Annotated in this window: 24 protein-coding genes and 2 tRNA genes; 9 read left to right on the top strand and 17 right to left on the bottom strand. The window is 57.8% G+C overall.

What is annotated here, in order from left to right; translation table 11 throughout:
• Positions 1–2 precede the first annotated feature (2 nt).
• Positions 3–539: an SRPBCC family protein gene (locus ACR0KX_RS11525; RefSeq protein ID WP_170453430.1), complete on the top strand. Its 537-nt coding sequence runs from the start codon at positions 3–5 to the stop codon at positions 537–539.
• A gap of 61 nt (positions 540–600) precedes the next feature.
• Here ACR0KX_RS11525 and ACR0KX_RS11520 read toward each other — a convergent pair whose 3' ends face one another.
• The 4 genes from ACR0KX_RS11520 to ACR0KX_RS11505 all read right to left on the bottom strand — a co-directional run bounded on the left by ACR0KX_RS11520 (position 601) and on the right by ACR0KX_RS11505 (position 5131).
• Complete coding sequence (locus tag ACR0KX_RS11520) at positions 601–1509, bottom strand: alpha/beta fold hydrolase (protein WP_480708440.1); 909 nt, start codon at positions 1507–1509, stop codon at positions 601–603.
• 254 nt (positions 1510–1763) lie between these two features.
• A complete protein-coding gene (locus ACR0KX_RS11515; RefSeq protein ID WP_170623424.1) occupies positions 1764–2786 on the bottom strand; it encodes an aspartate-semialdehyde dehydrogenase in 1023 nt (340 codons plus the stop codon).
• Between the two features lie 112 nt (positions 2787–2898).
• Entirely contained in the window at positions 2899–3936 is a 1038-nt protein-coding gene (locus ACR0KX_RS11510; RefSeq protein WP_170623422.1) for a glycosyltransferase family 4 protein, read from the bottom strand.
• 22 nt (positions 3937–3958) lie between these two features.
• Entirely contained in the window at positions 3959–5131 is a 1173-nt protein-coding gene (locus ACR0KX_RS11505) for an MFS transporter (protein ID WP_170623420.1), read from the bottom strand.
• Between the two features lie 137 nt (positions 5132–5268).
• Between ACR0KX_RS11505 and ACR0KX_RS11500 the strand changes: the two genes are divergently transcribed.
• On the top strand, positions 5269–6411 hold the full coding sequence (locus tag ACR0KX_RS11500; protein ID WP_170623418.1) for a DUF3095 domain-containing protein: 1143 nt from the start codon (positions 5269–5271) through the stop codon (positions 6409–6411).
• Positions 6412–6415: 4 nt separating this feature from the next.
• On the opposite strand, the gene ACR0KX_RS11495 is transcribed toward ACR0KX_RS11500, so the two are convergent.
• Positions 6416–7186, bottom strand: coding sequence for an aldolase/citrate lyase family protein (locus ACR0KX_RS11495; RefSeq protein ID WP_480708439.1), 771 nt, complete (start codon positions 7184–7186; stop codon positions 6416–6418).
• A 190-nt stretch (positions 7187–7376) separates the two neighbouring features.
• On the opposite strand from ACR0KX_RS11495, the gene hpaR reads away from it, so the two are divergent.
• Both hpaR and ACR0KX_RS11485 read left to right on the top strand, forming a co-directional pair.
• On the top strand, positions 7377–7811 hold the full coding sequence (hpaR, locus tag ACR0KX_RS11490; RefSeq protein ID WP_170453436.1) for a homoprotocatechuate degradation operon regulator HpaR: 435 nt from the start codon (positions 7377–7379) through the stop codon (positions 7809–7811).
• A gap of 640 nt (positions 7812–8451) precedes the next feature.
• Positions 8452–9150 (top strand): fumarylacetoacetate hydrolase family protein, encoded by a 699-nt coding sequence (locus ACR0KX_RS11485; protein WP_170623414.1) that lies wholly within the window; start codon positions 8452–8454, stop codon positions 9148–9150.
• A gap of 3 nt (positions 9151–9153) precedes the next feature.
• Here ACR0KX_RS11485 and ACR0KX_RS11480 read toward each other — a convergent pair whose 3' ends face one another.
• Positions 9154–10368: a DNA glycosylase AlkZ-like family protein gene (locus ACR0KX_RS11480; protein ID WP_170623412.1), complete on the bottom strand. Its 1215-nt coding sequence runs from the start codon at positions 10366–10368 to the stop codon at positions 9154–9156.
• A 4-nt stretch (positions 10369–10372) separates the two neighbouring features.
• On the bottom strand, positions 10373–11398 hold the full coding sequence (locus tag ACR0KX_RS11475; protein ID WP_170521041.1) for a LacI family DNA-binding transcriptional regulator: 1026 nt from the start codon (positions 11396–11398) through the stop codon (positions 10373–10375).
• A 138-nt stretch (positions 11399–11536) separates the two neighbouring features.
• Between ACR0KX_RS11475 and ACR0KX_RS11470 the strand changes: the two genes are divergently transcribed.
• Positions 11537–11613 (top strand) — tRNA-Arg (locus tag ACR0KX_RS11470).
• Positions 11614–11615: 2 nt separating this feature from the next.
• On the opposite strand, the gene arsB is transcribed toward ACR0KX_RS11470, so the two are convergent.
• From arsB to ACR0KX_RS11450, 4 genes are read right to left on the bottom strand one after another with little or no spacing between them, the layout of a single operon-like run.
• On the bottom strand, positions 11616–12638 hold the full coding sequence (gene arsB / locus ACR0KX_RS11465) for an ACR3 family arsenite efflux transporter (protein WP_480708438.1): 1023 nt from the start codon (positions 12636–12638) through the stop codon (positions 11616–11618).
• On the bottom strand, positions 12635–13900 hold the full coding sequence (arsJ, locus tag ACR0KX_RS11460; RefSeq protein WP_480626512.1) for an organoarsenical effux MFS transporter ArsJ: 1266 nt from the start codon (positions 13898–13900) through the stop codon (positions 12635–12637). Before arsJ ends, arsB begins: the two co-directional genes overlap by 4 nt.
• On the bottom strand, positions 13897–14895 hold the full coding sequence (locus ACR0KX_RS11455; protein WP_480708437.1) for an ArsJ-associated glyceraldehyde-3-phosphate dehydrogenase: 999 nt from the start codon (positions 14893–14895) through the stop codon (positions 13897–13899). The genes arsJ and ACR0KX_RS11455 overlap by 4 nt, the downstream gene beginning before the upstream one ends.
• 1 nt (position 14896) lies before the next feature.
• Positions 14897–15724: an arsenate reductase/protein-tyrosine-phosphatase family protein gene (locus ACR0KX_RS11450; RefSeq protein ID WP_170623402.1), complete on the bottom strand. Its 828-nt coding sequence runs from the start codon at positions 15722–15724 to the stop codon at positions 14897–14899.
• 368 nt (positions 15725–16092) lie between these two features.
• Between ACR0KX_RS11450 and ACR0KX_RS11445 the strand changes: the two genes are divergently transcribed.
• The 3 genes from ACR0KX_RS11445 (at position 16093) to ACR0KX_RS11435 (ending at position 17533) form a co-directional block, all read left to right on the top strand.
• On the top strand, positions 16093–16572 hold the full coding sequence (locus ACR0KX_RS11445; protein ID WP_170623400.1) for an Arm DNA-binding domain-containing protein: 480 nt from the start codon (positions 16093–16095) through the stop codon (positions 16570–16572).
• Positions 16562–16924 (top strand): hypothetical protein, encoded by a 363-nt coding sequence (locus ACR0KX_RS11440; protein WP_170623398.1) that lies wholly within the window; start codon positions 16562–16564, stop codon positions 16922–16924. The genes ACR0KX_RS11445 and ACR0KX_RS11440 overlap by 11 nt, the downstream gene beginning before the upstream one ends.
• 533 nt (positions 16925–17457) lie before the next feature.
• Positions 17458–17533, top strand: a tRNA-Thr gene (locus ACR0KX_RS11435).
• 10 nt (positions 17534–17543) lie between these two features.
• Here the strand turns inward: ACR0KX_RS11435 and dcd are convergent.
• The 6 genes from dcd to ACR0KX_RS11405 form a co-directional block, all read right to left on the bottom strand.
• A complete protein-coding gene (dcd, locus tag ACR0KX_RS11430) occupies positions 17544–18152 on the bottom strand; it encodes a dCTP deaminase (protein ID WP_170623397.1) in 609 nt (202 codons plus the stop codon).
• Positions 18136–19200, bottom strand: a complete 1065-nt coding sequence (locus tag ACR0KX_RS11425) for a hypothetical protein (protein WP_170623395.1) — start codon at positions 19198–19200, stop codon at positions 18136–18138. Before ACR0KX_RS11425 ends, dcd begins: the two co-directional genes overlap by 17 nt.
• Complete coding sequence (locus tag ACR0KX_RS11420; protein ID WP_170623393.1) at positions 19145–19510, bottom strand: hypothetical protein; 366 nt, start codon at positions 19508–19510, stop codon at positions 19145–19147. The genes ACR0KX_RS11425 and ACR0KX_RS11420 overlap by 56 nt, the downstream gene beginning before the upstream one ends.
• A 630-nt stretch (positions 19511–20140) precedes the next feature.
• A complete protein-coding gene (locus ACR0KX_RS11415) occupies positions 20141–20356 on the bottom strand; it encodes a hypothetical protein (protein WP_480708436.1) in 216 nt (71 codons plus the stop codon).
• A gap of 77 nt (positions 20357–20433) precedes the next feature.
• The gene (locus ACR0KX_RS11410) at positions 20434–20838 is read right to left on the bottom strand and encodes a PaaI family thioesterase (protein ID WP_170623392.1); all 405 of its coding nucleotides are present in this window, start codon (positions 20836–20838) and stop codon (positions 20434–20436) included.
• Positions 20839–20883: 45 nt separating this feature from the next.
• Positions 20884–21321 (bottom strand): hypothetical protein, encoded by a 438-nt coding sequence (locus ACR0KX_RS11405; protein ID WP_170453446.1) that lies wholly within the window; start codon positions 21319–21321, stop codon positions 20884–20886.
• 238 nt (positions 21322–21559) lie between these two features.
• Between ACR0KX_RS11405 and ACR0KX_RS11400 the strand changes: the two genes are divergently transcribed.
• Positions 21560–23134, top strand: coding sequence for an ABC transporter substrate-binding protein (locus tag ACR0KX_RS11400; RefSeq protein WP_480708435.1), 1575 nt, complete (start codon positions 21560–21562; stop codon positions 23132–23134).
• Positions 23135–23147 lie beyond the last annotated feature (13 nt).

Genomic DNA, 23147 nt, shown 5'->3' with positions numbered 1-23147 from the left:
TTATGAAATGGATTAAACGCATTGTTCTGAGCCTGATCGTGCTTGTTCTGGCGCTTGTGGGCATCTCTTACCTGCTGCCCGGCAAAGCCGAAGTGTCCCGCAGCATCACCATCGATGCTCCGCCCGAGGCGATCTTTCCTTATGTGAACTCCATGCAAGAGACCGAGCAATGGTCGCCCTGGCTGCACCGTGATCCCGAAACCCAGCTGTCCTATTCGGGGCCAGCGTCGGGTGTCGGCAATACTCTGAACTGGGCGTCGGACCACCCGCAGGTTGGTACCGGCTCGCAAGAAATTGTAGAGAGTGTTGAGAACCAGAGCGTCCAGACAGCGCTGGATTTCGGCCCGATGGGCACGGCTACGGCGTCGTTTACCCTGCAACCCGAAGGCGGGCAGACGCAGGTCACTTGGGGATTCACATCCGATCTGGGCCTGAACCCGATGACGCGCTGGATGGGGCTGATGATGGATGGCTGGGTCGGCGGAGATTATGAGCGCGGATTAACCAACCTGAAGGCACTGGTCGAGGGGCAGGGGTGACAGAACCAGCTTTGCGCGCGGCTTGCCCGTCAGAAACTGACCGCCCGCCACCAGAATCCGTTCAGTCAGCCGTGGCCCGCAAATCTGAGATCGCCGCCGCAAACGCCTGCGGGGCTTCCTGCGGCAGATTGTGGCCGACTCCGTCGATGATCCGGCGCTGGTATGGGCCGATAAAGTGGCGCTGATCGAGGTCTTCGTCAGACGGAGGCTCAACCCCATCGTCGCGCCCCAACAAAACAATACTGGGGACCGTGATGTCGGGTTGCCCGGTCAAAAGCTGCTCGATCTCGTTGTAATCGGGGTCACCCGAAACCCCGCCATAGCGGTGTTGGTAGGAATGCAGCACGATGTCCACGAAATCGGGGTTTTCGAATGATGCGGCGGTGGTTGCAAACGTCACTTCATCGAACGCCCAACTGGGCGACCAAAGGGACCATATGTGGCGGCACAGATCATACCGCTGCTGAATCAGACCCGTACGCCCGCGGTCGGTGTGGAAATAATACTGATACCAGTAGCGGGCTTCTTTCTCGGGCGATGCCGGTTTCCATGCGTTTGGAATGTCCTGAATGTTGTAGCCATCGCCGCAACTGACCAAACCACTGACGCGTTCCGGCCAAAGCGCGGCCACAATGCAGGCGGCCCGGCCACCCCAGTCATAGCCGCCAAGCGTTGCACGTTCGATCCTCAGCGCTTCCATGAAGGCCAGCAAATCAGCGGCGATTGCTGCCTGTTGCCCTGAACGCATCGTGTCGGGGGACAGAAACCGCGTTCGACCGTAGCCGCGCAAGTACGGCACAAAACACCGAAACCCCTGTCCGGCGAGATCCGGTGCAACCGGATCGTAAGAGCGCACGTCATAGGGAAAGCCGTGCAGCAGAATGACCGGCTTACCATCGGTTGGACCGAACTCATGATAAGCAATTTCAAGCTTACCGGCCTCGACGAAATGCAGTTCTGACCAGGACATTGTGCCTCCTGTTTCGCGGCGGGCGCTGAGAAACCGATTTGGATGATTTGCTGAATATCAAACAAGGCAGGGCATGCAAGTTGCTGAAAGCAGGGGGAATAAGTGACCACCGAAAACTGGGTTTTCTCTGCTGCCCGGCAATAGCGTTTTGTCGCGAAGTGGTTACATAGGCCTGAATTCGCTCATACCGCACAAAAAAACCCCGCCACCGAAGTGGCAGGGTCTGTTTCAAAGTCCTTGATCCTTCAGTGGGCTCAGCCCTTCTTCAGAACCTCACGGCCCAGCAGTTCCGCGATCTGCACCGCGTTCAGCGCAGCACCCTTGCGCAGGTTGTCCGAGACGCACCACAGGTTGATGCCGTTCTCGACGGTCGAGTCCTGACGGATGCGGCTGATGAAGGTGGCGAAATCGCCGACGCATTCGGCGGGCGAGACGTAGCCGCCGGCCTCGCGCTTGTCGATCACCATGATGCCCGGTGCTTCGCGCAGGATGTCGCGGGCTTCGTCTTCGTCCAGGAATTCCTCGAATTCGATGTTCACGGCTTCAGAGTGGCCAACGAACACAGGCACGCGGACGCAGGTGGCTGTGACCTTGATCGACGGATCGACGATCTTTTTGGTCTCGACAACCATCTTCCACTCTTCCTTGGTCGAGCCGTCTTCCATGAAGACGTCGATCTGCGGGATGACGTTGAAGGCGATCTGCTTCTGGAACTTCTTCGGCTCAACCTCGTTGATCGGGTTGTAGACGGCTTTGGTCTGGTCCCACAGCTCGTCCATACCCTCTTTGCCCGCACCGGATACCGACTGATAGGTCGAGACGACAACGCGCTTGATCTTGGCGCGGTCATGCAGCGGCTTCAGCGCGACAACCATCTGCGCGGTCGAGCAGTTGGGGTTCGCGATGATGTTCTTGTTCTTGTAGTCGTGGATCGCCTGCGGGTTACATTCCGGCACGATCAGCGGAATGTCCGGGTCGTAGCGATAGAGCGACGAGTTGTCGATCACCACGCAGCCCGCCGCAGCGGCTTTGGGCGCATAATCCTTGGTCGGGGCAGAGCCTACGGCAAACAGGGCGATGTCCCAGCCGGTGAAATCAAAGGTGTCCAGGTCTTTGGTCGTGAGTGTCTTGTCGCCAAAAGTCACCTCAGTGCCCAGCGAACGGCGGCTTGCCAGAGCGGCAAGTTCGTCCACGGGGAACTGGCGTTCCGCCAGGATGTTCAGCATTTCGCGGCCCACGTTACCCGTGGCGCCGACGACGACGACGCGATAGCCCATTTCATGTCTCCAAAGTTAAGGACGCGCGTTCATAGCCGCGTTGCAGCGAAGAAAAAAGGGCTTTCGCAGGGTATTTCACCGATTGACGCGGATTTGAGGCGGTTCGCTGCGCTTATTCCGCATCCAGCAGAGAGCGGTAGACCTTTACGATGGCTTCGGCCTCGCCTTCGATTCGAAAATTCTGTTCCACATGGGCGCGTGCGGCCTGTCCGGCGGTGGCCAGTTGGGCCGGGTCGGACAGCATCTGATCCAGCGCCTCGGCCAATGCCGGGGCGTTGTCTTTTTCAACCAGCCGTCCGGTCTCAGTGTCCTTGATCTGGGCACTGAACGCGCCCACACCATGGCAGGCGATGGCGGGCACGCCCGAGGCCATCGCCTCAAGCGGGGTCAGACCAAACCCTTCGTGGCGGGCGGGGGCGACGAACAGATCGAGGGCACGATAGGTCTCGACTATTTCCTCCCACGGGCGTTCGCCAAGAAAATGGACACGGTCGCACAAGCCAGCGGCTTGCAGCTTGGCTTCCTGCTCGGCCTGAAAGGCTTCGAATTCGCTGGTGGCGCGACCGGTGAAGATGATGTGGGCGTTGGGATGGTTGGGCAGAACGCTGAGCGCGGCGTCGACCAGCAGATCGACGCCTTTTTGTGGCCTGATGCGTCCGAAACAGCCGATCAGCGTACCGCTGGGCAGGCCCAGCTTGTCGCGCAGGGCTTGTTTGTCGGTCGCCGCGTGGAACAGTTCGGTGTTCACGCCATGCATGATCACCGTCGAAGGGTGCTGCAGGAACGAGGCTGCCTGCGGCGTTGTCGCGATCAAGGCATCCATTTGCGAGATCAGCTTCTTGGTAAACCCGGAATGATCCCGTTGCGCCGCAGAGGTGAACAGCAGTTTCAGATTGCGCCGCAGGACCTTGCGCAGAAACAGGCCCATCAGCATTTCCGTGTTGCGCCGCGCGTGCCAGACCCGGCGTTTGCGGTTCGACAGGAACGGAACCTTGATCAGGCGGATATTCGGCAGGTCATCCGGCAGGCCGGGGCCGGTGGCGACGATCCCGATCATCTCTTTCTGGATCGGCAGCAGGCGGATGACCGTGGTTGTGACCCCGGACAGGCTGTGTTTCAGGTTGGGTGCGATCACCTCGATATCCTGCACGGGCCGTCCCTCCGGTTCTAAATCAATCCACGTTGTCCCGGCTGAATAGATAGATCACGCAGCCAATGGCAAGGGTCACGGCGAAAAAGCCGAAGATGGCCAGATAAGGCGCGGCGGCTCCGGCGGCGGTATTGGCCGCATGGATGCGACCGGTCACGAATTGCGCGATGCCGACCCCGCCGATCCCAAACAGGTTCAACAACGTGACCCCGCGCCCGACCAGATGTGGCGGCACAAAGGCGCGACCATGGGCCATGATCACCGGAAAGCTGGCCCCCAGAAAGCCAATGACCGCCAGCAGCAGGACCGAGACCCAGATCGCGCTGTCGATCCACAGGCACAGCAGGCCCAGTGCCACAGCGCCCAGCGCGTTGCCGCCGAAGATCACCCATTTCCGCGTGCCCAGAATGCGATCCAGCGGCCCGTAGGCAAAGGTCCCGGCGATCATTGCCGACCCCATGATCAGCGTCGCAGTACCGATCTGAGTGGTGCTGAGCCCGAAGACGTCATTCAGATACGGTCCGGCCCACAATCCCCGCAGCGCGGCAGAGGGCGCATAGGCCACCAGCATCAGGGGCAGGATCAGCCACAGGGCTGGCTGTTTCAGCAGGTCCAGAACTGATCCCTTATGCTCGGTCTCGACCTTGGCGGGGTCGCGGACGCTGACCCATATGCCAAGGGCGATCACGGCGGAAATCACCGCCAGCCCAAGCAGGGTGGCGCGCCAGCCCATCAACTCGACCGCCAGCGCGGTGGGGTAAGAGGCGACCAGATTGCCCACCGATCCCACGCCCAGCATCACCGCCGCAAGGGTTGCAAACCGGGCAGGCGGGTATTCGCGCGCAAAGATGAAGTAAGATGCCATCAGGACCGGAGAGCATCCGACCCCGATCAGCGCCATCGCAACGCTGATATGAAAGGCCGAGGATGCGGTGGCAAACACAGCCGCCCCGCCGGCACCGCCCACCAGCAGCAGCGCGGCGGCGGTCAGGCGCGGCCCAACCCGGTCCAGCGCCCAGCCCACGGGCAATTGCATGGCGGCAAAGACCAGAAACCAAAGGCCCGAGGCAAAGGCCAGATCCTCGGGCGTGGCATCTATATCCTTCTCAAGATCCAGGCTGAGCACGGCCAGAAACGCACGAAAGAACTGGCTGAGGACGTAAGCCAGACACAGTACAACCAGCCCTGACTTCATGTAACGTCCCCTTCACATCTTGGCACCAATCCTTGGCACGTCGTGGCAAAACGCACAAGCGCGTGTAGAATGTTGCAGAGGGCGGACTTCGATCACGTTTGAGCTAGCTCTTGGGTCAAGCCAATTTGAGGGGGACAATGAAAGACCTCCATTCTGCGTTTTATGAAAACCTTCCGCTGCTGCGGGATTTTAACCGGCTGGCAGACCCGTCGACTTTTTCACCTGTTCCCGATGACTGGATTCTGGGCGTCGCCGATATTGTCGATTCGACCGGAGAGATCGCGCGCGGGCGCTACAAGACGGTCAACATGGTCGGCGCGGCGGTAATCTCGGGCATGATCAACGCCATGGACGGCAAGCTGTTTCCCTATGTCTTTGGTGGCGACGGGGCCGGATTTGCGGTGCCACCCAGCGCAGCGGATACCGCGCGCACTACACTGTCTGACCTGCGGCGCTGGGCGCAGGAGGAATTCTCGATGCCCTTGCGCGCCGCCTTGGTGCCGGTCGCCGAGCTGCGCAAGGCGGGCAAGGATTTGCGCGTGGCACGCTATGCACCCTCGAACGGGGTGGATTATGCCATGTTCACGGGCGGCGGACTGGCCTGGGCCGAGGCGCAGATGAAAGCAGGTGTGCATGAGGTGCCGATGGCCGAGCCGGGCAGCCAACCGGATCTGACCGGCCTGTCCTGCCGCTGGTCCAACAGTCCGGCGCAACATGGTCGCATCGTGTCGGTCGTGGTGCAGCCGACGGCAAGCGCCACCGAAAGCGACTTTGCCGATCTGGCGCAATCGGTTTTGCGTGCCTCGGACGGGTTGGACCGTGCAGGCCATCCGGTGCCCGAGACCGGCCCGCCCATGACCTGGCCGCCCCCGGATGTGGGCTTGGATGCTCATGTGTCCCGCGCCGGGCGGAACCTGTTGGCGCAAAAGCTGATGCTGCTGGGTCAGAACCTGCTGATCGCGATGCTGTTCTGGACCGGCAAACGCATGGGCCAGTTCGAACCTGGGCATTACAGGCATATGGTCAGCCGCAACGCCGATTTCCGCAAATTCGATGACGGGCTGAAAATGACGCTGGATTGCGACCCGGCGACGCTGGCCCAGATCGAACACATGCTGGAAGAGGCGCGCGGGCGGGGTAAGATCAGATACGGCCTGCACGCGCAGGATGAGGCGATGATGACCTGCTTTGTCCCTGCAGCCACGCGCGACGACCATGTGCATTTTGTCGACGGTGCATCCGGTGGATATGCGCAGGCCGCAGCGGTCATGCGCGGCTAAGCGGTTATTCCGGCTTCCACTGTGCCGCCAGTGCACGGGCGGATTGCGCCAACAGCATTACGTCAATGCCCACGGCCAGAAACGCCGGATCCATCTCAAGATAGGCCGAGGTCGCCTCGTCATTCGTGCCCAGAATGCCCGGAGCCTTGCCGGCAGCCCTGATCCGTTTCATTGCGTCTGCGATCACCGCGCGAACCTCGGGCGCGGCGCTGTTGCCTTGGTGGCCCATATCCGTGGACAGATCGGCGGGGCCGATGAACACCCCGTCGATACCCTCGACCTGCAAAATCTCGTCCAGCGCCGCGATCCCGGCGCGGTTTTCCACCTGCACCAGCAGGCAGATTTCCTGATCGGCGGTTTGGATATAGTCTTTGACGGACCCATACATCGTCGCCCGCGCCGAGGTTGCCCCGACACCGCGCACCCCTTCGGGCGGATAGGTGCAGGCGCGGACAAGCGCGCGGGCCTGTTCAGCGCTTTCCACGATGGGCACAAGAATGGTCTGCGCGCCTGCATCCAGCACCATCTTGATCAGCCAGGTTTCCCCCACGGGCACACGCACCACCGGATGCGAGGGGCTGTTCGCCAATGCCACCAACTGATCCCGTATCGAGCGGATGTCATTTGGCGCGTGTTCTCCATCGATGACCAGCCAACCGAAACCCGCGGTTCCCATGATCTCGGCGGTGATTGGTTCGGCAAAGCTCATCCAGCAGCCGATCTGCCGTTTGCCCTGTGTCAGAGCCTGTTTGAACGGGTTATGTGGGGCGGGCATTGGGAACACTCCTGTTTCAGGCTCTTGTGGTGTCAGTGAATTCCGCCAATTGGCCGGGGTCAAGTTCTACTTCTTTTCCCCGCGAATTAGCCGCCTCATCCCATTAAACAAAACAATGCCAGATCGATTGGTATCACGAATTTCAACTGCAAAAACTTGCGCAATTTCTGGATTTAGGTGAGGATTCAGTATGACCGACGAACTTCCCCTAACGTCGCGATCTTTGCCCATTGCTTTGTTGCGGGCGCGGGAAAAGGTTATGGGACCCATTCGGAAATTGCTGGTGGACGCTGGTGTCACCGAACAGCAATGGCGGGTCCTGCGGGTGCTGAACGAAGAAGGCCCGCAAGAACCCACCCATATTGCCGAACGCGCCTGTCTTCTGTTGCCCAGCCTCACGCGGATTCTGCAAAAGCTGGAACAGAAGAAGCTGATTGTCCGGCGCAGCCACCCTCAGGACCGGCGCCGCCAGATCGTCGAGATCAGCGCCGACGGTATTCAGGTGATCCACGCCAATCTGGCCGTCAGCGTCGAACAGGCCGAACGCATCCGCACCCAGCTTGGCCCGGACAAGCATGAGATGCTTCTGGATCTGTTGAACGAGCTGAAAGATCTGGAAAGCTAAGGGGCAAATTCGCGATTTGCATTAAAACCCCGCCGGAGATGGTAGGGGGAAATCTCCGGCGGGGTGGCCAGACCCGGACTGGAATTGTGCCTGGCCCGTGTTTCAGAAAGTGCAGAACCGAAAATGGCTCAGTACCGGGGTTTGGGGTCTAGGGGGTAGACCTTTGGCCCTTGCTCCTTCCGAAACAGTCGCGTCCAATTGCAGACTTGTGGGGTTGTCCGCAAGAGGTTTCTTCGAGTCAGTTTGGTCGTGCTGTTGTTCCGGTCTTCTATAGGACCGGATGTGTGTCTTTCCCTGTCTCGACGACAGGTGCCGTGCGGCAAATGTCTTTTTTGCTTCGATACCACGTGTTCTAGTGCGAAAGCCGCGGTTTCCAAGCTATATTCTTCAATTCAGGCATGTGGTCCTGCAACACATGCCTTTGAACGATCTGCGCCGGGGGTCAAAAAGCACAGACGCTCTGGACTTGATCAAACCGGGTTGATCAGATTCAGGGAACATATCTGTGGTTGTGTGCCGGAATTGAGCAGTTCCATGCCGAAACAATCTAAAGGTGTTGGTAAAAACAGGCGTGTTTCCGCCGGTTGCCGATAGCGCGGTCTTAACTAAGATGCCTCTGAACACGCAATTAGGGGTCATCATGCAACACTATTTGTTTCCGGTTCCGGACACGCTCGGCCTTCCTGTTGTCGGGGAAAGGGCTTTTTACCCGGTCGGTCGCATCTTTTGCGTCGGTCGAAACTATGCCGCTCATGCCGCCGAAATGGGGCATGAGGTTGATCGCGAGGCGCCTTTTTACTTCACCAAATCCGCCGCAAACGCCGTTTTGACGGATGCGACAGTGCCCTATCCGCCCGGCACCGGGAACTACCACCACGAGATGGAGCTTGCGGTTGCGATTGGCAAACCGGTGTTCAAGGCCTCCCGTTTGCAGGCATGGGAGGCGGTCTACGCCTATGGCTGCGCGCTGGATATGACCCGTCGTGACCTGCAAATCCGCGAGCGCAACAAGCAACGACCTTGGGATCTGGGCAAAGACGTCGAAAACGGCGCGGTCTTTGCGCCGCTGACCCCTGCCGCCACGTGGTCGCCCGACGATGACAAGCGCATCCACCTGAGCGTCAATTCCGAAGTCCGGCAGGACGCGACCCTGCAAGAGCTGATCTGGAAGATCGATGAGATCATCTGCCACCTGTCCGGTTTCTATCACCTGCGCCCCGGCGATCTGATCCTGACCGGTACACCTGCCGGAGTCGGGCCAGTGGTTGCAGGGGACAAAATCGAAGGCGGGATTGACGGGTTAGAGCCCATTCGCCTGACACTGACAGACGCAGAATAGACCCTATTGGGGGTCTTTCAGCCAATCCTGCGCAAACTCGACCCTATCCAGACCGGCAAAGCGGCGGACCCGATCCAGTTCCGCGTCCAATCGACGGGTGCGGGCGTCCGACCACCGGACCTTGCGCTCGGGCCACAAGGCTTTGACCCGCAAAACGCCCGCATCCCGATGGGCTTTCATGTCGATCCGCCCGATCAGCTTGTCGCCCTCAAGCAGGGGGAACACGTAGTAGCCATAGGTCCGTTTCGCCTCGGGCACAAAAACCTCGATCCGGTAGTAGAAGCCGAACAACCGCTCGGCCCGGTTTCGGTCGCGCAGCATCGGGTCAAACGGGCTGAGCACCCGGATGCGGCCCGTGGGCTGCGGCAGGTCATACGAAGCGTCGATTAGGTCGGGTCGCGCGAACAGCTTGCGCGCCCGCCCGTCCACACAGGTGATCTCAATCTCTTCCAGGGCACCTGAATTCAGCCCTTTGGCGCACCAATCCTTCGCCTCTGCCGGGCTGACCGTATCCCAGAACGCGGCCAACTCGCCCGAGGTTGCAAAGCCAAGCCGGTCCAGTGCCGCGTTGCACAGCCAATCGACCGTCGCCCCTTCGTCACAAGGTCGCTGCCCGGGGCACAGATGTGTTTCGATCACCCGCTCGGTCAGGTCATAGCGTTTCTGGAATCCGTCGCGCCCCACAACGGTTAAAGCCCCCGACCGCCACAGAAACTCAAGCGCGGTCTTGGACGGGTGCCAGTCCCACCAGCCGCCAGAGCCCTTCTTTTCGTCCTTCCCGACATCCGAGGACGACACCGGCCCATGGTCGCGGACATGATCCAGAACGGACTGGAACTGCTGTTCGAACCCGTCCCGACGCCAGTTCTTCCAGCGCGACCCAAGCAACGCTGCATCGCGCTGAAACCGCAGATGCCAATGGGGGTAGTAGTCCATCGGAATGACGGCGGCATCATGGGTCCAGTGTTCGAACAGCGCCCGATCCCTCTCGTACAGACGTTTGAGGTTGCCGCTGCGATAGCTGGGCCTGCGCGAGAACAGGATCATGTCATGGGCGCGGGCGACTGTGTTGATGCTGTCCAGTTGAACGAAACCAAGTCGCTGGATCAGATCCAACAACTCCGTGCCTTTCGCACCGCCCGCCGGTGGCTCGGCCAGCGCGTGGCGATCCATAAACAGCGCCCGTGCCGTCCGGTTGTCCAACCGTCGCAGCGTCACCGGATCAGCGCCGCTTCAGCGTATCGCCATAGCTGATCTTGGGGGTCAGGGTCACACGGGTTTCGATCTCGGAATTCGGATCTTTAAGCCGTTCGGCAATGATCTCGGCCGCCTGGCGACCAATCTCCAACCGGCAGGCATCCATCGTCGCCAATTTCCGCGGCAGGCCCTGCAGCAATTCCACGTTGTTGAACCCGGCCAGACCGATTTGTCCGGGAATGTCGATGCCCTGCTCCAGCAGATACAACAGCCCGCCCGCACCGATCATGTCGTTGGAATAATACAGGAAATCCAACTCGGGCGAGCGTTCCAGCATGGTCTGCGTCATCTCACGGCCCTTGGCCAGAGCGGAGCCGCCGGAATAGAACTCACGATCTTCGATCTCGATCCCGTGCTTGCCCAGTACCTCGGTAAACCCTTCGAACCGCTTCCGCGCCCGGTGATCCAAAGGCATCTTGGTTCCCATGAACCCGATATGTTCATAGCCCGCTTTAAGGATCGCCTGCGCCATCTCACGACCCGCGCGACGGTGGGAAATGCCCACCATTGCGTCCACCGGCTTGCCGTCGGTATCCATGATCTCGACCACCGGAATGCCCGCCGAATCCAGCATGGCCCGCGCAGCCTCGGTATGTTCCAGCCCCGCAATGATCACGCCCGAGGGCCGCCACGAGAGCATCTCGTACAGCACCTTCTCTTCCTTTTCAGGCAAATAATCGGTGACGCCCACCACCGGCTGCAACTCGGTGTCTTCCAGCACCTGATTGATGCCGGTCAGAACCTCGGGGAAAACCATGTTCGACAGCGACGGGATGATCACCGCGACCAGATTGACCCGGCTGGACGCCAGCGCACCGGCGATCTTGTTGGGGACATAGCCCAGTTCTTTGGCTGCAGCCAGAACGCGGGTGCGGGTGGCGTCTGACACGTCGCCCCGGTTGCGCAGGACCCGGCTGACGGTCATCTCGGAGACCCCCGAAGCCTCGGATACATCGCGAAGGGTAAGCGGGCGTTTAGTTTCAGTATTCACGAGAGGGCACCTGCGTTGTTGTTTTGCCCGATGGTAGCGTGAACAGGGCGCAGTTTACAACTGTTCTACGAACCCGCCGTAAACCCGCCGTAAACCCCATGACAAGCCGAAAAAACACAGGTACAGAGACCCTTGCGCGGCCCCGTGGCTCAACTGGATAGAGCAGCCCCCTCCTAAGGGGCAGGTTGCAGGTTCGAATCCTGCCGGGGTCGCCAGCTTAGGGTGTTACTGGCTCTGGGAACCGCGCGCGGGTGCGGTTGGCGAAGGCGACAAGCGACAGCATGACCGGAACCTCGACCAGAACGCCCACGACCGTTGCCAGCGCCGCGCCCGAGTTCAGGCCGAACAGGCTGATGGCGACTGCCACGGCCAGTTCGAAAAAGTTCGATGTGCCGATCATCGCGCAGGGGGCGGCGATGCGGTGGGGGACTTTCAGGGCGTAGGCGGTTCCGTAGGCCAGGGCAAAGATGCCATAGCTTTGGATCAGGATCGGCACGGCGATCAGGACGATGACCATCGGTTTCGACAGGATCGTCTGCCCCTGAAGGCCGAACAGGATCACAACCGTTGCGATCAGGCCCATGATGGACCATGGCTTGACCCGGGCCGAGAAGGCATCGATGGCCTGTTGCGAGCCCAGCTTGCGTCGCGTGATCAGCCCGGCGATCAGGGGAAGGACGACATAGAGAACGGTAGCAAGCACCAAGGTCTGCCACGGAACCGAGATGTCGGTGACACCGAGCAGAAACGCCACGATGGGCGCAAAAGCCACAACCATGATCAGGTCGTTGACCGAAACCTGCACCAGCGTATAGGTCGCATCCCCCTTGGTCAGCTGCGACCAGACGAAGACCATCGCCGTGCAGGGGGCCGCGCCCAGCAGGATCAGGCCGGCGGTGTATTGGGCCGCATCCTCGGGCTGAATCCACGGGGCGAAGACATAATCGAAGAAAAGCACCGCCAGCAGCGCCATGGTGAACGGTTTGATCAGCCAGTTGACGACCAGGGTCACGATCAGCCCTTTTGGTTGGCGCGCCACGCCTGCGACCGCCCCGAAATCGACGCCAACCATCATCGGATAGACCATGGCCCAGATCAGGATGGCGACCACAAGGTTGACGCTGGCGACCTCAGCCGAGGCGACCAGCCCGACGAGGCCGGGCGCGGCCAACCCGATCACCACGCCCGCGACCATGGCGAGGGCAACCCAGATGGTCAGGTAGCGTTCGAATATGCTCATGAATATGCCTCGGACGTTTGGTCGGTCAGTTTGCCCGATGTCAGCGCAGCCAGCGCAACCATTACCGCCGCCGTGCCAAGCACAAGGGACAGCCCGCCGATCTGATAGGTGAGGCCGGACAGGACGGTGCCGACCAACCGGCCTGTTGCGTTGGCCATGTAATAAAAGCCTACGTCCATCGTGACCCGCTCAGATTTGGTGAAGGCGAGGATCAGGTAGGAGTGCAGGGATGAGTTGACGGCGAAGATCGCTCCGAACACCAGCAGGCCGATGACCAACGTGATCGTTAGCCACGTCTCGGGCCCCGAGGACAGCAAAACAGCCAGTGTTAGAGCCGCAGGAATGCAGAACAAACCTGCCGCCCAGCTGCGGGCGGCGCGGATCAGGTCACCCTCGCTGCGGTCCGAGGCGCGCAGGATCTTGGGGGCGCTGGCCTGTACCGCGCCGTAGAGGATGACCCATATCGCCATGAACGTGCCGATCATGAAGAACGCGGCGCGATTGCCATCCTCGGTGCCGTCGGAGAGGACCGCGTAGAAATAGATCGGGATGCCGACCACGAACCAGACATCCCGCGCGCCGAACAGAAAGACGCGGGCCGCTGACAGCCAGTTCACGTTGGCGGATTTCGAGAACACCTCGGAGAATTTCGCGCCTTTGCGCCCTTTGGGCAGCCCCGGCGGCATGAACCGGATGACGGCGAACAGGATCACTGCCAGAACAACAGCCATGACCACGATGGCGGTCATGAAGCCCAGCGTTGCCAGCATCGCAGCACCCAGCAGAAAGCCCAAACCTTTGACTGCGTTCTTGGACCCGGTCAGCACGGCAACCCAGCGGAACAGCCCGCCGCCCTCGGCTGGGGCCAGCAGTTTGACAGCGGATTTCGAGGACATTTTCGCCAGATCCTTGGCCACCCCGCTGGCCCCTTGCACAACCATGACAAAGGCAACCGATGTGGCGACGGTCCAGTGCGGGTCCAGAAAGGTCATTGTCAGCAGCGCCGCGACCTGTAGCCCCAGCCCGGCATAAAGGGTCGAGGTCAACCCGAACCGCGCCGCAATCCAGCCCGCGGCCAGGTTTGTCACCATCCCGGCGATTTCGTAGAGAACAAACAGATACGCCAACTGCACCGGCGAGAATCCCAACGTATGAAAGTGCAGCAGCACCAGCATCCGCAAGGCCCCGTCGGTCAGCATAAAGGCCCAATAGGCCGCCGTGACCGCGATATAGGCCGACAGTCCCTCGGGCCGGTTGGTCACAGCGAGGCCCCGACCATCAGCGCCACATCCACCAGACGGTGGGCATAGCCCATTTCGTTGTCATACCAGGCGTAGATTTTCACCTGCGTGCCGTTCACCACCATGGTCGACGGCGCATCGACGATCGAGGAGCGTTCGTCATTGGTGTAGTCAGTCGAGACCAAAGGCCGGGTTTCATAGCCCAGAATACCCTTCAATTCGCCTTCGGCAGCGGTTTTGAACAGGGCGTTGACCTCTTCAACCGTGGTATTGCGCTCGACCTCGAACACGCAATCGGTCAGCGAGGCGTTCAACAGCGGCACCCGCACTGCATGGCCGTTCAGGCGTCCTTTGAGCTCTGGATAGATCAGTGTGATCGCGGTGGCTGACCCGGTTGTGGTCGGGATCAGCGAGTTCAGCGCAGACCGCGCGCGGCGCAGGTCCTTGGCGGGGCGGTCCACGATGGTCTGCGTGTTGGTCACGTCATGGATCGTCGTTATCGAGCCGTGTCGGATGCCCAGATTCTCGTGGATCACCTTGACCACCGGGGCGAGGCAGTTGGTCGTGCATGAGGCCGCCGTCACGATCTGATGAGCGGCAGGGTCGTAGATCGCATCATTGACGCCGAAAACAATGTTGGCGGTCGGTCCGTCCTTGACCGGGGTCGAGACGACAACCTTCTTCACGCCTGCGTCGAAATAGGGGGCCAGCTTCGCCTCGGTCTTGAAGACGCCGGTGCAGTCGATCACCACATCGACACCGTCCAATGGTAGGGCACTCAGGTCCTTGGTGCCGATAAAGGGCAGACGGGTGCCGTTGATGGTGACGCTGTCGGCGTCATGATCGAATGTTGCATCCCAGCGGCCGTGCACGGTGTCGAACTCCAGCAGATGCGCGTGCATCTCGGGGTCGCCGACCGCGTCATTGATCCAGGCGATCTTTGCGCCTTTCTCCAGCAACGGCTTGAGCGCCAGTTTTCCAATTCGGCCAAGGCCGTTTACAGCATATGTGGTCATATCAATCCCCGACCGAGTTTCTGCCGATGTCATCGACAGCAGATTGCAGCGCGATCCGGTCAAGGCTTTCGACCGGCAGTGATGTGAAGGCTTCGATCCGGTGCTTCAACGCGCCATAGGCGCTTTGGAACGCCAGACTTTTCTCGGCATCGGTTCCGGTGGCTTTGACCGGATCTTCCATGCCCCAATGGCCGCTGATGGGCTGACCTTCCCAGGCCGGGCATTCTTCGTTGGCGGCCTGATTGCAGACGGTAAAGACGAAATCCATTTCCGGTGCGTCCTCGGTTGCGAACTCGGACATATGCTTTGACCGCAACACCGAGGTGTCATGCCCTTTGTCCTTCAACACCTGAACGGCGAACGGATTCAGTTCGGACGCGGGCTGGGTTCCGGCGGAATGCACATTGAACCGATCCCCACCGAGTTGGCGCAGCAGGGATTCGGCAAAGATCGAGCGGGCAGAATTGCCAACACACAGAAAAAGGACGTTGAACTTGCGATCTGTCATAGTGTCATTTCCTTTTGTGAAAGGCATGCAGATGTCCGGGCGGCCCCGGCAGCAATCGACAATCAGAAAATCCAGCATCCCCTGCACATTCTTCATGTCGACCGAGTAGCGCAGCGAAGTTCCGGATCGTTCCTGAGTGACCAGCCCCGACCGTTGCAGTGCGTTCAGGTAGTTCGACATGGTGCTGGGTTTGATGCCCAGTTCCCCCGCAAGCTCGCCCGCAGGCACGCTGTCAGGAAACCGTCGCATTAACATGCGAAACACGGTGATACGCTGCGGGTGGCCCAGGATGGCCAGTTGGTCAGTGATTCTTTCTATCATATTTCATGAAATATCGAAATAAGAGTTGCGGATCAATTCGCGACTGGTGCCGTTACAAAAATTTCACAAACCCGGATGTCACCGCTGCGCAGCGTGATCAAAGCCCGGTTCCCGCGCATCTGGACTTGCAGGCGCAAGAGCGACGGTTTAAACGAGCCTTCACACCCGGGTCCGGGTGGCCCAGGGTGCCGCTGTAGCTCAGCTGGTAGAGCACGTCATTCGTAATGCGATTTACGTGCCAACACTCACCGGTGTTACATCAACAAAACTCAATAAAATAAGGTACTTGACCAATTCTCGGTTGAGGCTCGCCGGGGTTAGATCGTAACGTCGTCCTTGCAATTTTCATCGTTTTGCAAGGAGCCACCATGCCTGAAATCAAATTCACCGACACGAACCTGAGGACGCTGTCTGCCGACAGAACGACTTGGTTTTCAGACCCGTCCATCAAAGGGTTGCAGCTATGCGTCACCGCTGGCGGCGTGAAGACATGGTATCTCAACAAATGGGATACAAACGCTCAAAAGACGCGCCGCGTCAAACTCGGTCAATGGGCCGCGAAAGGCACGCATTGCCGCTGGGCAAAGGAACAGGTTGGTCGCGCTTCGCTCGACGTGATCGAAGGTCGCGCGCAGACAAAGCAGGAAGCGATTGAAGCCAAGAGCGGCATTCCGACGTTCCGCGAGGCATTGGAATTGTTCCTAACACACAGGACGGCAGAACGCGCGTCGGGCAATCCAACACTGAATTCTGCCGCTCTTGCGGTGAATGGGTCGGACTCCGTTGTGGCTGGTGTTTCTTCCCTCATTGTAAATTGCCACGATGATAGGAGGCAAAATGCCTGTTGATAGTAATAGAGGACGTGATTTCCCACGTGCACCACAATTCGAGCGAAAAGGTTGGCCGCGCAACGGCCCGACGGGTGATCCCCGTGAGGACGCACGACGCAAACACCGCGCTAGGAAGAAACTAGAGGAAGTCATCGCCAAAGGCGGATATGAGTCGCTTTTTGGCAATACCTTCGTTTCGACCAATCCCGAGAAAGCCCGAGAAAAGAAGCGCAGGATAGTGCTTGAAGCGATGGCTTTTCGTGTGGATGAGGAACGTTCGATACCGCGTGAACTGCTGGATGAAGTTGGTCTCACGCCCGAAGACAATCCGCGTGTTCCAGTGTTCGACGAGCCAGAAATACCGTTCTAAACTGCGTTCTCGTCGAACTCGCTGCCATCGCTTGGGTCAATGTGCCGTGAGTTCGACGAGCGACCGCGTTTTTCTCCCGCGTGACGCGGTGCAAGGTGTATTTGCGCTCATACCCGGCTGACCGAAACCGTCGCTGTGTGACGCGCTTTTCGACGCCATGGTGGAACGACAAGTGGGCGACCCGTTGGTCGCCCCTCTCACTATCCCAGTTTAGAATTCGTGAATGCCGATCATCACCGAAAGGCTAGTCGGCGTTTAAGCATCTTACAATGAGATATGCCTCGGGCTTGTGAGCGCCTGAATTGCGCCGTCATTTACCAATAGGCATGGACAAACATCAAAGGCCCGATCAAAAGCCGGAACTGCTTAGGTCGGTTAATACAGTTTGCCCTTGGCTGGCTCGAACCCGCAGCGGTGGGCACGATTTGCAAACTTGGCCCAAAAGCGGCTCTAGCGTCCGAGATATTCAAGCCACGATCAGTCCGTCAGGACACTGGACAACGAGGATTGGCGTGTTTAAACGACGTGTCGCTGCCGCATTAGCTCAGCTGGTAGAGCAATCGCTTCGTAAGCGATGGGTCGGGGGTTCAAGTCCCTCATGCGGCACCATCTTTAGTCACTATTTGTTCGACAAAGACAGTAAATCAGGCAGATCATTGTCGAGTTGTGCCCTTGATACAGTCGGTCGAACATTTCCGATGTACTTTCGTCTCTGTCCCGCCTGCATGTATTCCTCTGGGTTCTCGTTTTGGAAGAACCTAGCCTGAACTATTCGGCTACCGACAATGAGTTCGACGGGCACGTTGGAGTGATTGAATAATTCTAAGGATATACATCCACGGAAGCCCGGCTGAAACATCGACGTTATGCTGACACCTAGCCTGTGATAGCTGCTCCGACTGATCACATCTGCATAGACGTCGTTTGGTAGGCCAATGTACTCCAAGGATGTAGCCAGCACGGTCTGTGAGGGATGGATTAGGAAAACATCCCCAAGGTCACGACGGGCAGATTGAAAGAAAGTATCCGGGTGAGAATGGGTGCTTTCGTGGTGCAGGCTGACGCTTGGTTTGTGATTGAGAACTGAAACTAGAAAATCACAACCCAATCGAAGATCAACGGAAACTGCTCCAACCTGATCGTCAGAAATCAGCGGGTCGATAAAAATCCTGTTCGATTTTTCAGATGAAATTCTGGCGAGGAGTTCGGTCTTAGTTAGCAGCGACATTGGACCATCTTTCCCGAATTTCAAAGTTTCTGATCGATTTTTCAACAAGATCGTTGATGGTCTTTTCAATCACATACGCATCGGAGTTCTCATCTGTCCAAGGTGCTGATGCCTTGTTCAATTGCGCTTGCATATAATCCCACCCAGCCAGGAAAATTCCATAAAGCTCAGAAACGTCAGGGATGCGATAAGTAACTACGTCGTCAAAGGCAGATGAAATATCGGGCTTTTTGAACCATGGTGTCAGGGATTTTAGCCCCCTTGCCGCGAGTGTGTTCTGCAGCAAGTCGACCATTGGATTAGGTGTTCCTGAGAGGAAATCTTCCACGGTCTTAACGCGCTTGTCAGTTGCTGGATGCGTAGGGCTGTCAGGGTGACCGGGTGCGATGGCGAGTAGCGACTTGTTGCTGGCGTCACCGCAGTAGCACGAACCAAACAAGTCAGCAAAATGCTCCATTCGATGCCGCAGGTTAATAAAGTTCCAATCTTGCTGAGGAACCCCATGCGGAGGAGCAGCAGGGGCTGTCAAAAGCATCGATAGCTCTGAGATTTTGTAGTGATGATCTACAAAGTGACCGAGTTCGTGGAATAGTGGGATGCAGAAAACTGGACGGTGTTTGAATGCCTCGGGCGACCCGATGCGAACAACCAGCGGCTTGTAACCGCCGGTGTCAAAAAGGTTTAGTGAATGCTCAATGTGATCCCAAAGGTCGGCGGGATTAAGAAAGAAATTGAACTCCTCAAGCGCCGCACTCGAGATCAGAGCGTCGTCGGGAACCCACTCTTTGAGAGCTTTTCTAAGCACGTATTGTGTTTCATGAGGGGCGTCGTTGGAACGGCTGCCTCGAACAAACTGCATAACTCGCCAGACATGGGCCTCAAATTGGCGAACAACTTCTTCGGGGTATTTTTCTACGTTGTCGATTACATGCTGGATTGCGTCGACTGTACGATTTGCAAATTCTTTAAACGCTGGGTCAAAAAAGGCTGACTTAGATAGCTGCGTATATCTCTTTGCTAAAATGTGCAGATTCACTACTGGGGTCAAATCCAGTCTCCAGATTATTCAGCGCAACTTCCGCACGCTCAGTGTCGATTTCATTTGCATTCTCAATCGCTTCGATTGCCGCGCGCAACTCCTGATTGAGCGACAGCTTCAACGCAAGTGATACAGCTTCGGGCAGCGCAGTCGAAGCAGTGCCGGAAGGTTCCTCAAGCAAGGCAAGAGTCTGCTTTATTACTTCTCTAAAATAGTTTTTTAACGTCTCGGGATACCGTTGCTTCTTCGCTTCAAGGGCAAGGACAAGTTTAACGGTTTCGAGAGCTCTATCTGATCTTGACTCAACTGCTGCAAGCATAGTTCTATGTCTCCCGCTGATTCGCCCAGTCTGAATCATTCAATGAATCGGGTCAATCAAAGATGAAGAGGGTGATCCGATTGTTATTGGTTTCGCACCGATCAGACGCAAATTGAACGCCACTTATCATGCTCTCGGTCAATCCTCTCATGTTGCAACATAAAGTGGGCAATCATGGCGACAATATGGCAGCGTCATTCTTGCAATATCCTTGCAACGAAAATTTAAGGCCGCAAAAAATACTTTTAAAACAAAGCGGTTAACCGCTTCCCCTGATCATTCGTAATGATGGGGTCGGGGGTTCGAGTCCCTTCAGCGGCACCAGTTCTTCTCAGTGAAAACGCCGTCGATTTTGGACTCAATCGCTTCGGATGACCGTTGGATGGTCAGAATTGGACCTATCATTCAGCATTGAATCTGAGACGCCCGAAAAAACGACGTAACGTCGCTTTGTTTGACACTTTCCTTAACAAGTTGACGTAAGCGTCAACTATCGCTGGTTATTTTGACTACGCGGTCAAAAACTGATGCAAATCGTCGATTCCTTCCCCCTTACGTCTCAAAACGAAACCCCTACATCCGCCGTGTCGCTGCGGGGAGCACTCACGGAAGGGGATCCTAGAGCCTGCCTCACCAGTTGCGCTCGGATGTGGCCCGCAGCGGCAAAGCTTGGGCAAATAAGTGGGAGGAGAGAATTTGATACCGTATGTCTTGTCTGTTCTTCGCAAGGCTCACACGAGCGAGAACGCTGACGTGAATCATCACGATCACCGGTGCGTCATAGTATTGGATGAGGAACAGGGATCTCCCGGACTGAAGAAGGACGAGCTGCGGGATCTCTTTCATGTCGCGTTTGTCGAGATGGACCGCGATTTGCCAAAACGCCGAAAGAAAAAAGCACAGTCAAAGTCGACTTAGCACCGTCAATCTGACCAGGTCAGCGTCAACTGCGTCTGCGTCACAATGGCAGCCGGGCGGCCATCCGGCAGCGCGACAGTGGTTTGCCATATCATCGTCTTCCGACCTCGGTGCAACGGAATGCAGGTCAGTGTGATCTGGTCTTCGATCCGAATTGGCCGAATAAAGTTGGTTTTGCTTTCCAGTGTCGTGGTGTTGGCCCCTTTTTCGAGGTTCAGAGCGGCCGCAACACCGCCAATCGAGTCCGCTGCCCCCATGATCGCCCCACCGTGCATGACGCCGTTCCGGTTGCCCATGTCCGGTCTGACACGCAAAGTGGCAATGACTTTTTCTGGCTCAACCGATTTCAGCTCTAGCCCCAATGATTGAGAATAGGGCGGTAGCCAGTCCTGAGTATCTTTGTGCGGCATCTGTGTTTGGTTCTTTGATGATCTGACTTCAGTCATTGGCTTACTCTATTGCCATACGTAATGCGGATTGCGTTCGCCTTTCAAAAACCGTGCAACATCAATTGCGTCAATGACCAATGAAACACTGTTGAAGCCTGCAAGAACACAAACCCACCAAAAAAGCGCAGGGTCCGTGTCTTTGTCCGGCAAATTAGAAACGAAATAGGCGATCATTGGGACCCATAGAAAGTGGCCTGCGCCAAGCAGCCTGACAAAACCCAATCTGAAGTAAATCACGATCATCAGCGAAATACCGACCCCGACCGCGACAAGGTTGAACCAAGCATAATAGGAATCGAGAAAAAGCAGAGAGGCCAGATTCACAAGTATCAGGCAGATGGCCCAAGTTCTGGCAATTGGCTTGAAGCGAAACAGAACGATCCAGAGAATTTCGAAGGCACGCATGCGCCCTACTTTATCATCAGCGCAATAGTTGTCAGTCACTATGCGAATAACCATCAGCTGCGGAGCACCCTCAAAACAGGGACGGAACGCATCGGGGTATCTGGGTGAACACCAGCCCTCTTGGCCCAAGGCCCAGACCGATTCAGGGGACCCGACCCAGAATGATTGACATGCTCTCGCAGTTGGTATGCTATCCACTCCCATAACAATCACAGAATTTTGCGGCACTGCATCGTGAATTCGGTGCAGCTAAATGACTGCAAAAAGGGAGGAAATTATGAACAAACCAATGCTTGCACTTGCGGTGCTGATGACGTCGACGACGTTGGCCAGTGCGGAAACCCTGCGCTGGGCGCGCTCGGGCGATGCGCTTACGCTGGATCCGCATTCGCAAAACGAAGGGCCCACGCATACCGTGCGCCATCAGATGTATGAACCGCTGATTATCCGCGATACATCCGGCGCTTTTGAGCCTGCACTTGCCACGGATTGGGCCCCCAGTGAGAGTGATCCCAATGTCTGGGTGTTCAACCTGCGTCAGGGCGTGAAGTTCCATGATGGGGCCGATTTCACGGCGGAAGACGTGGTGTTCAGCATCAACCGTGCCAAACAGCCGAACTCGGACATGAAGGAACTGATCAACTCGATCGTTGAAGTGCGCGCTGTCGATGACCACACGGTCGAGATTGTGACTGACGGCCCGAACCCGATCCTGCCGGCGAACCTGACGGACCTGTTCATCATGGATCAGGGCTGGACCGAGGCGAACAACACGGTCGATGTGCAGGATTTCGAAGGCGGAGAGATCACCTTTGCCACCACCAATGTAAACGGCACCGGTCCATACAAACTTGTCAGCCGTGAGCCGGACGTAAAAACCGTGATGCAGCGGAACGAGGATTACTGGGGCCGCGATCAGTTCCCGATGGCGATCAGCGAAATCATCTATACGCCGATCCAGAACGACGCGACCCGCGTAGCGGCGATGCTGTCGGGTGAGGTGAATTTCCTTCAGGATATGCCGGTACAGGATCTCGACCGGGTCAATGCCGTGGATGGTCTGCTTGTCAAACAGGCACCTCAGAACCGGGTGATCTTTTTTGGCATGAACCAGGGCGGGGATGACATCGAAGCGGATAACGTTGATGGCAAGAATCCTTTGGCCGATGTGCGCGTGCGTCAGGCCATGTCCAAGGCCATCAACCGCGACGCCATCAAGCTGGTGGTCATGCGCGGTCAGTCGCAACCCGCCGGGATGATCGCGCCGCCCTTCGTGAATGGCTGGACGGCCGAGATGGACGGTGAAAGCAGCACGGATGTCGAAGGCGCCAAGGCCCTGCTGGCCGAGGCGGGGTATCCCGACGGATTCTCGATCCGGCTGGATTGCCCGAATGACCGTTACATCAACGACGAAGGCATCTGTCAGGCCGCTGTCGGGATGCTGGGTCAGATCGGCATCACGGTGAATCTGGATGCCAAGCCCAAGGCGCAGCACTTCCCGCTGATCACGGATGGAAAGACCGATTTCTACATGCTGGGCTGGGGTGTTCCGACCTACGATTCGGAGTACATCTTCAACTTCCTGGTCCATGGCCGCGAAAGCGATATTGGTACGTGGAATGGTACTGGCTTTGACAGTGATGAGTTGGACGCCAAGATCAAATCGCTGGCCTCGAACACGGACCTCGTTGCGCGCGATCAGGATATCGCCGAGATCTGGCGTGTGGTGCAGGACGAACAGCTGTACATCCCGATCCACCATCAGGTGCTGAACTGGGGTATGGCCGAGAATCTGGACATCAACGTCGATCCCGAAGATCAGCCGATGGTGAAACATTTCGGCCTGAACTAACCCGTGTCGCCGG

The organism is Ruegeria sp. BG5, assembly GCF_056538425.1.
Note: the sequence above shows the minus strand (reverse complement) of the source record. Positions and strands in the feature narration are given on the sequence as shown.

Excerpts from the sequence above, each read along its gene's own strand:
- ACR0KX_RS11525 (WP_170453430.1), top strand. The coding sequence starts at position 3 with ATGAAATGGATTAAACGCATTGTTCTGAGCCTGATCGTGCTTGTTCTG.
- ACR0KX_RS11520 (WP_480708440.1), bottom strand. The coding sequence starts at position 1,509 with ATGTCCTGGTCAGAACTGCATTTCGTCGAGGCCGGTAAGCTTGAAATT.
- ACR0KX_RS11515 (WP_170623424.1), bottom strand. The coding sequence starts at position 2,786 with ATGGGCTATCGCGTCGTCGTCGTCGGCGCCACGGGTAACGTGGGCCGC.
- ACR0KX_RS11505 (WP_170623420.1), bottom strand. The coding sequence starts at position 5,131 with ATGAAGTCAGGGCTGGTTGTACTGTGTCTGGCTTACGTCCTCAGCCAG.
- ACR0KX_RS11500 (WP_170623418.1), top strand. The coding sequence starts at position 5,269 with ATGAAAGACCTCCATTCTGCGTTTTATGAAAACCTTCCGCTGCTGCGG.
- ACR0KX_RS11495 (WP_480708439.1), bottom strand. The coding sequence starts at position 7,186 with ATGCCCGCCCCACATAACCCGTTCAAACAGGCTCTGACACAGGGCAAA.
- hpaR (WP_170453436.1), top strand. The coding sequence starts at position 7,377 with ATGACCGACGAACTTCCCCTAACGTCGCGATCTTTGCCCATTGCTTTG.
- ACR0KX_RS11485 (WP_170623414.1), top strand. The coding sequence starts at position 8,452 with ATGCAACACTATTTGTTTCCGGTTCCGGACACGCTCGGCCTTCCTGTT.
- arsB (WP_480708438.1), bottom strand. The coding sequence starts at position 12,638 with ATGAGCATATTCGAACGCTACCTGACCATCTGGGTTGCCCTCGCCATG.
- ACR0KX_RS11455 (WP_480708437.1), bottom strand. The coding sequence starts at position 14,895 with ATGACCACATATGCTGTAAACGGCCTTGGCCGAATTGGAAAACTGGCG.
- ACR0KX_RS11450 (WP_170623402.1), bottom strand. The coding sequence starts at position 15,724 with ATGATAGAAAGAATCACTGACCAACTGGCCATCCTGGGCCACCCGCAG.
- ACR0KX_RS11445 (WP_170623400.1), top strand. The coding sequence starts at position 16,093 with ATGCCTGAAATCAAATTCACCGACACGAACCTGAGGACGCTGTCTGCC.
- ACR0KX_RS11440 (WP_170623398.1), top strand. The coding sequence starts at position 16,562 with ATGCCTGTTGATAGTAATAGAGGACGTGATTTCCCACGTGCACCACAA.
- dcd (WP_170623397.1), bottom strand. The coding sequence starts at position 18,152 with ATGTCGCTGCTAACTAAGACCGAACTCCTCGCCAGAATTTCATCTGAA.
- ACR0KX_RS11420 (WP_170623393.1), bottom strand. The coding sequence starts at position 19,510 with ATGCTTGCAGCAGTTGAGTCAAGATCAGATAGAGCTCTCGAAACCGTT.
- ACR0KX_RS11415 (WP_480708436.1), bottom strand. The coding sequence starts at position 20,356 with ATGAAAGAGATCCCGCAGCTCGTCCTTCTTCAGTCCGGGAGATCCCTG.
- ACR0KX_RS11410 (WP_170623392.1), bottom strand. The coding sequence starts at position 20,838 with ATGCCGCACAAAGATACTCAGGACTGGCTACCGCCCTATTCTCAATCA.
- ACR0KX_RS11400 (WP_480708435.1), top strand. The coding sequence starts at position 21,560 with ATGAACAAACCAATGCTTGCACTTGCGGTGCTGATGACGTCGACGACG.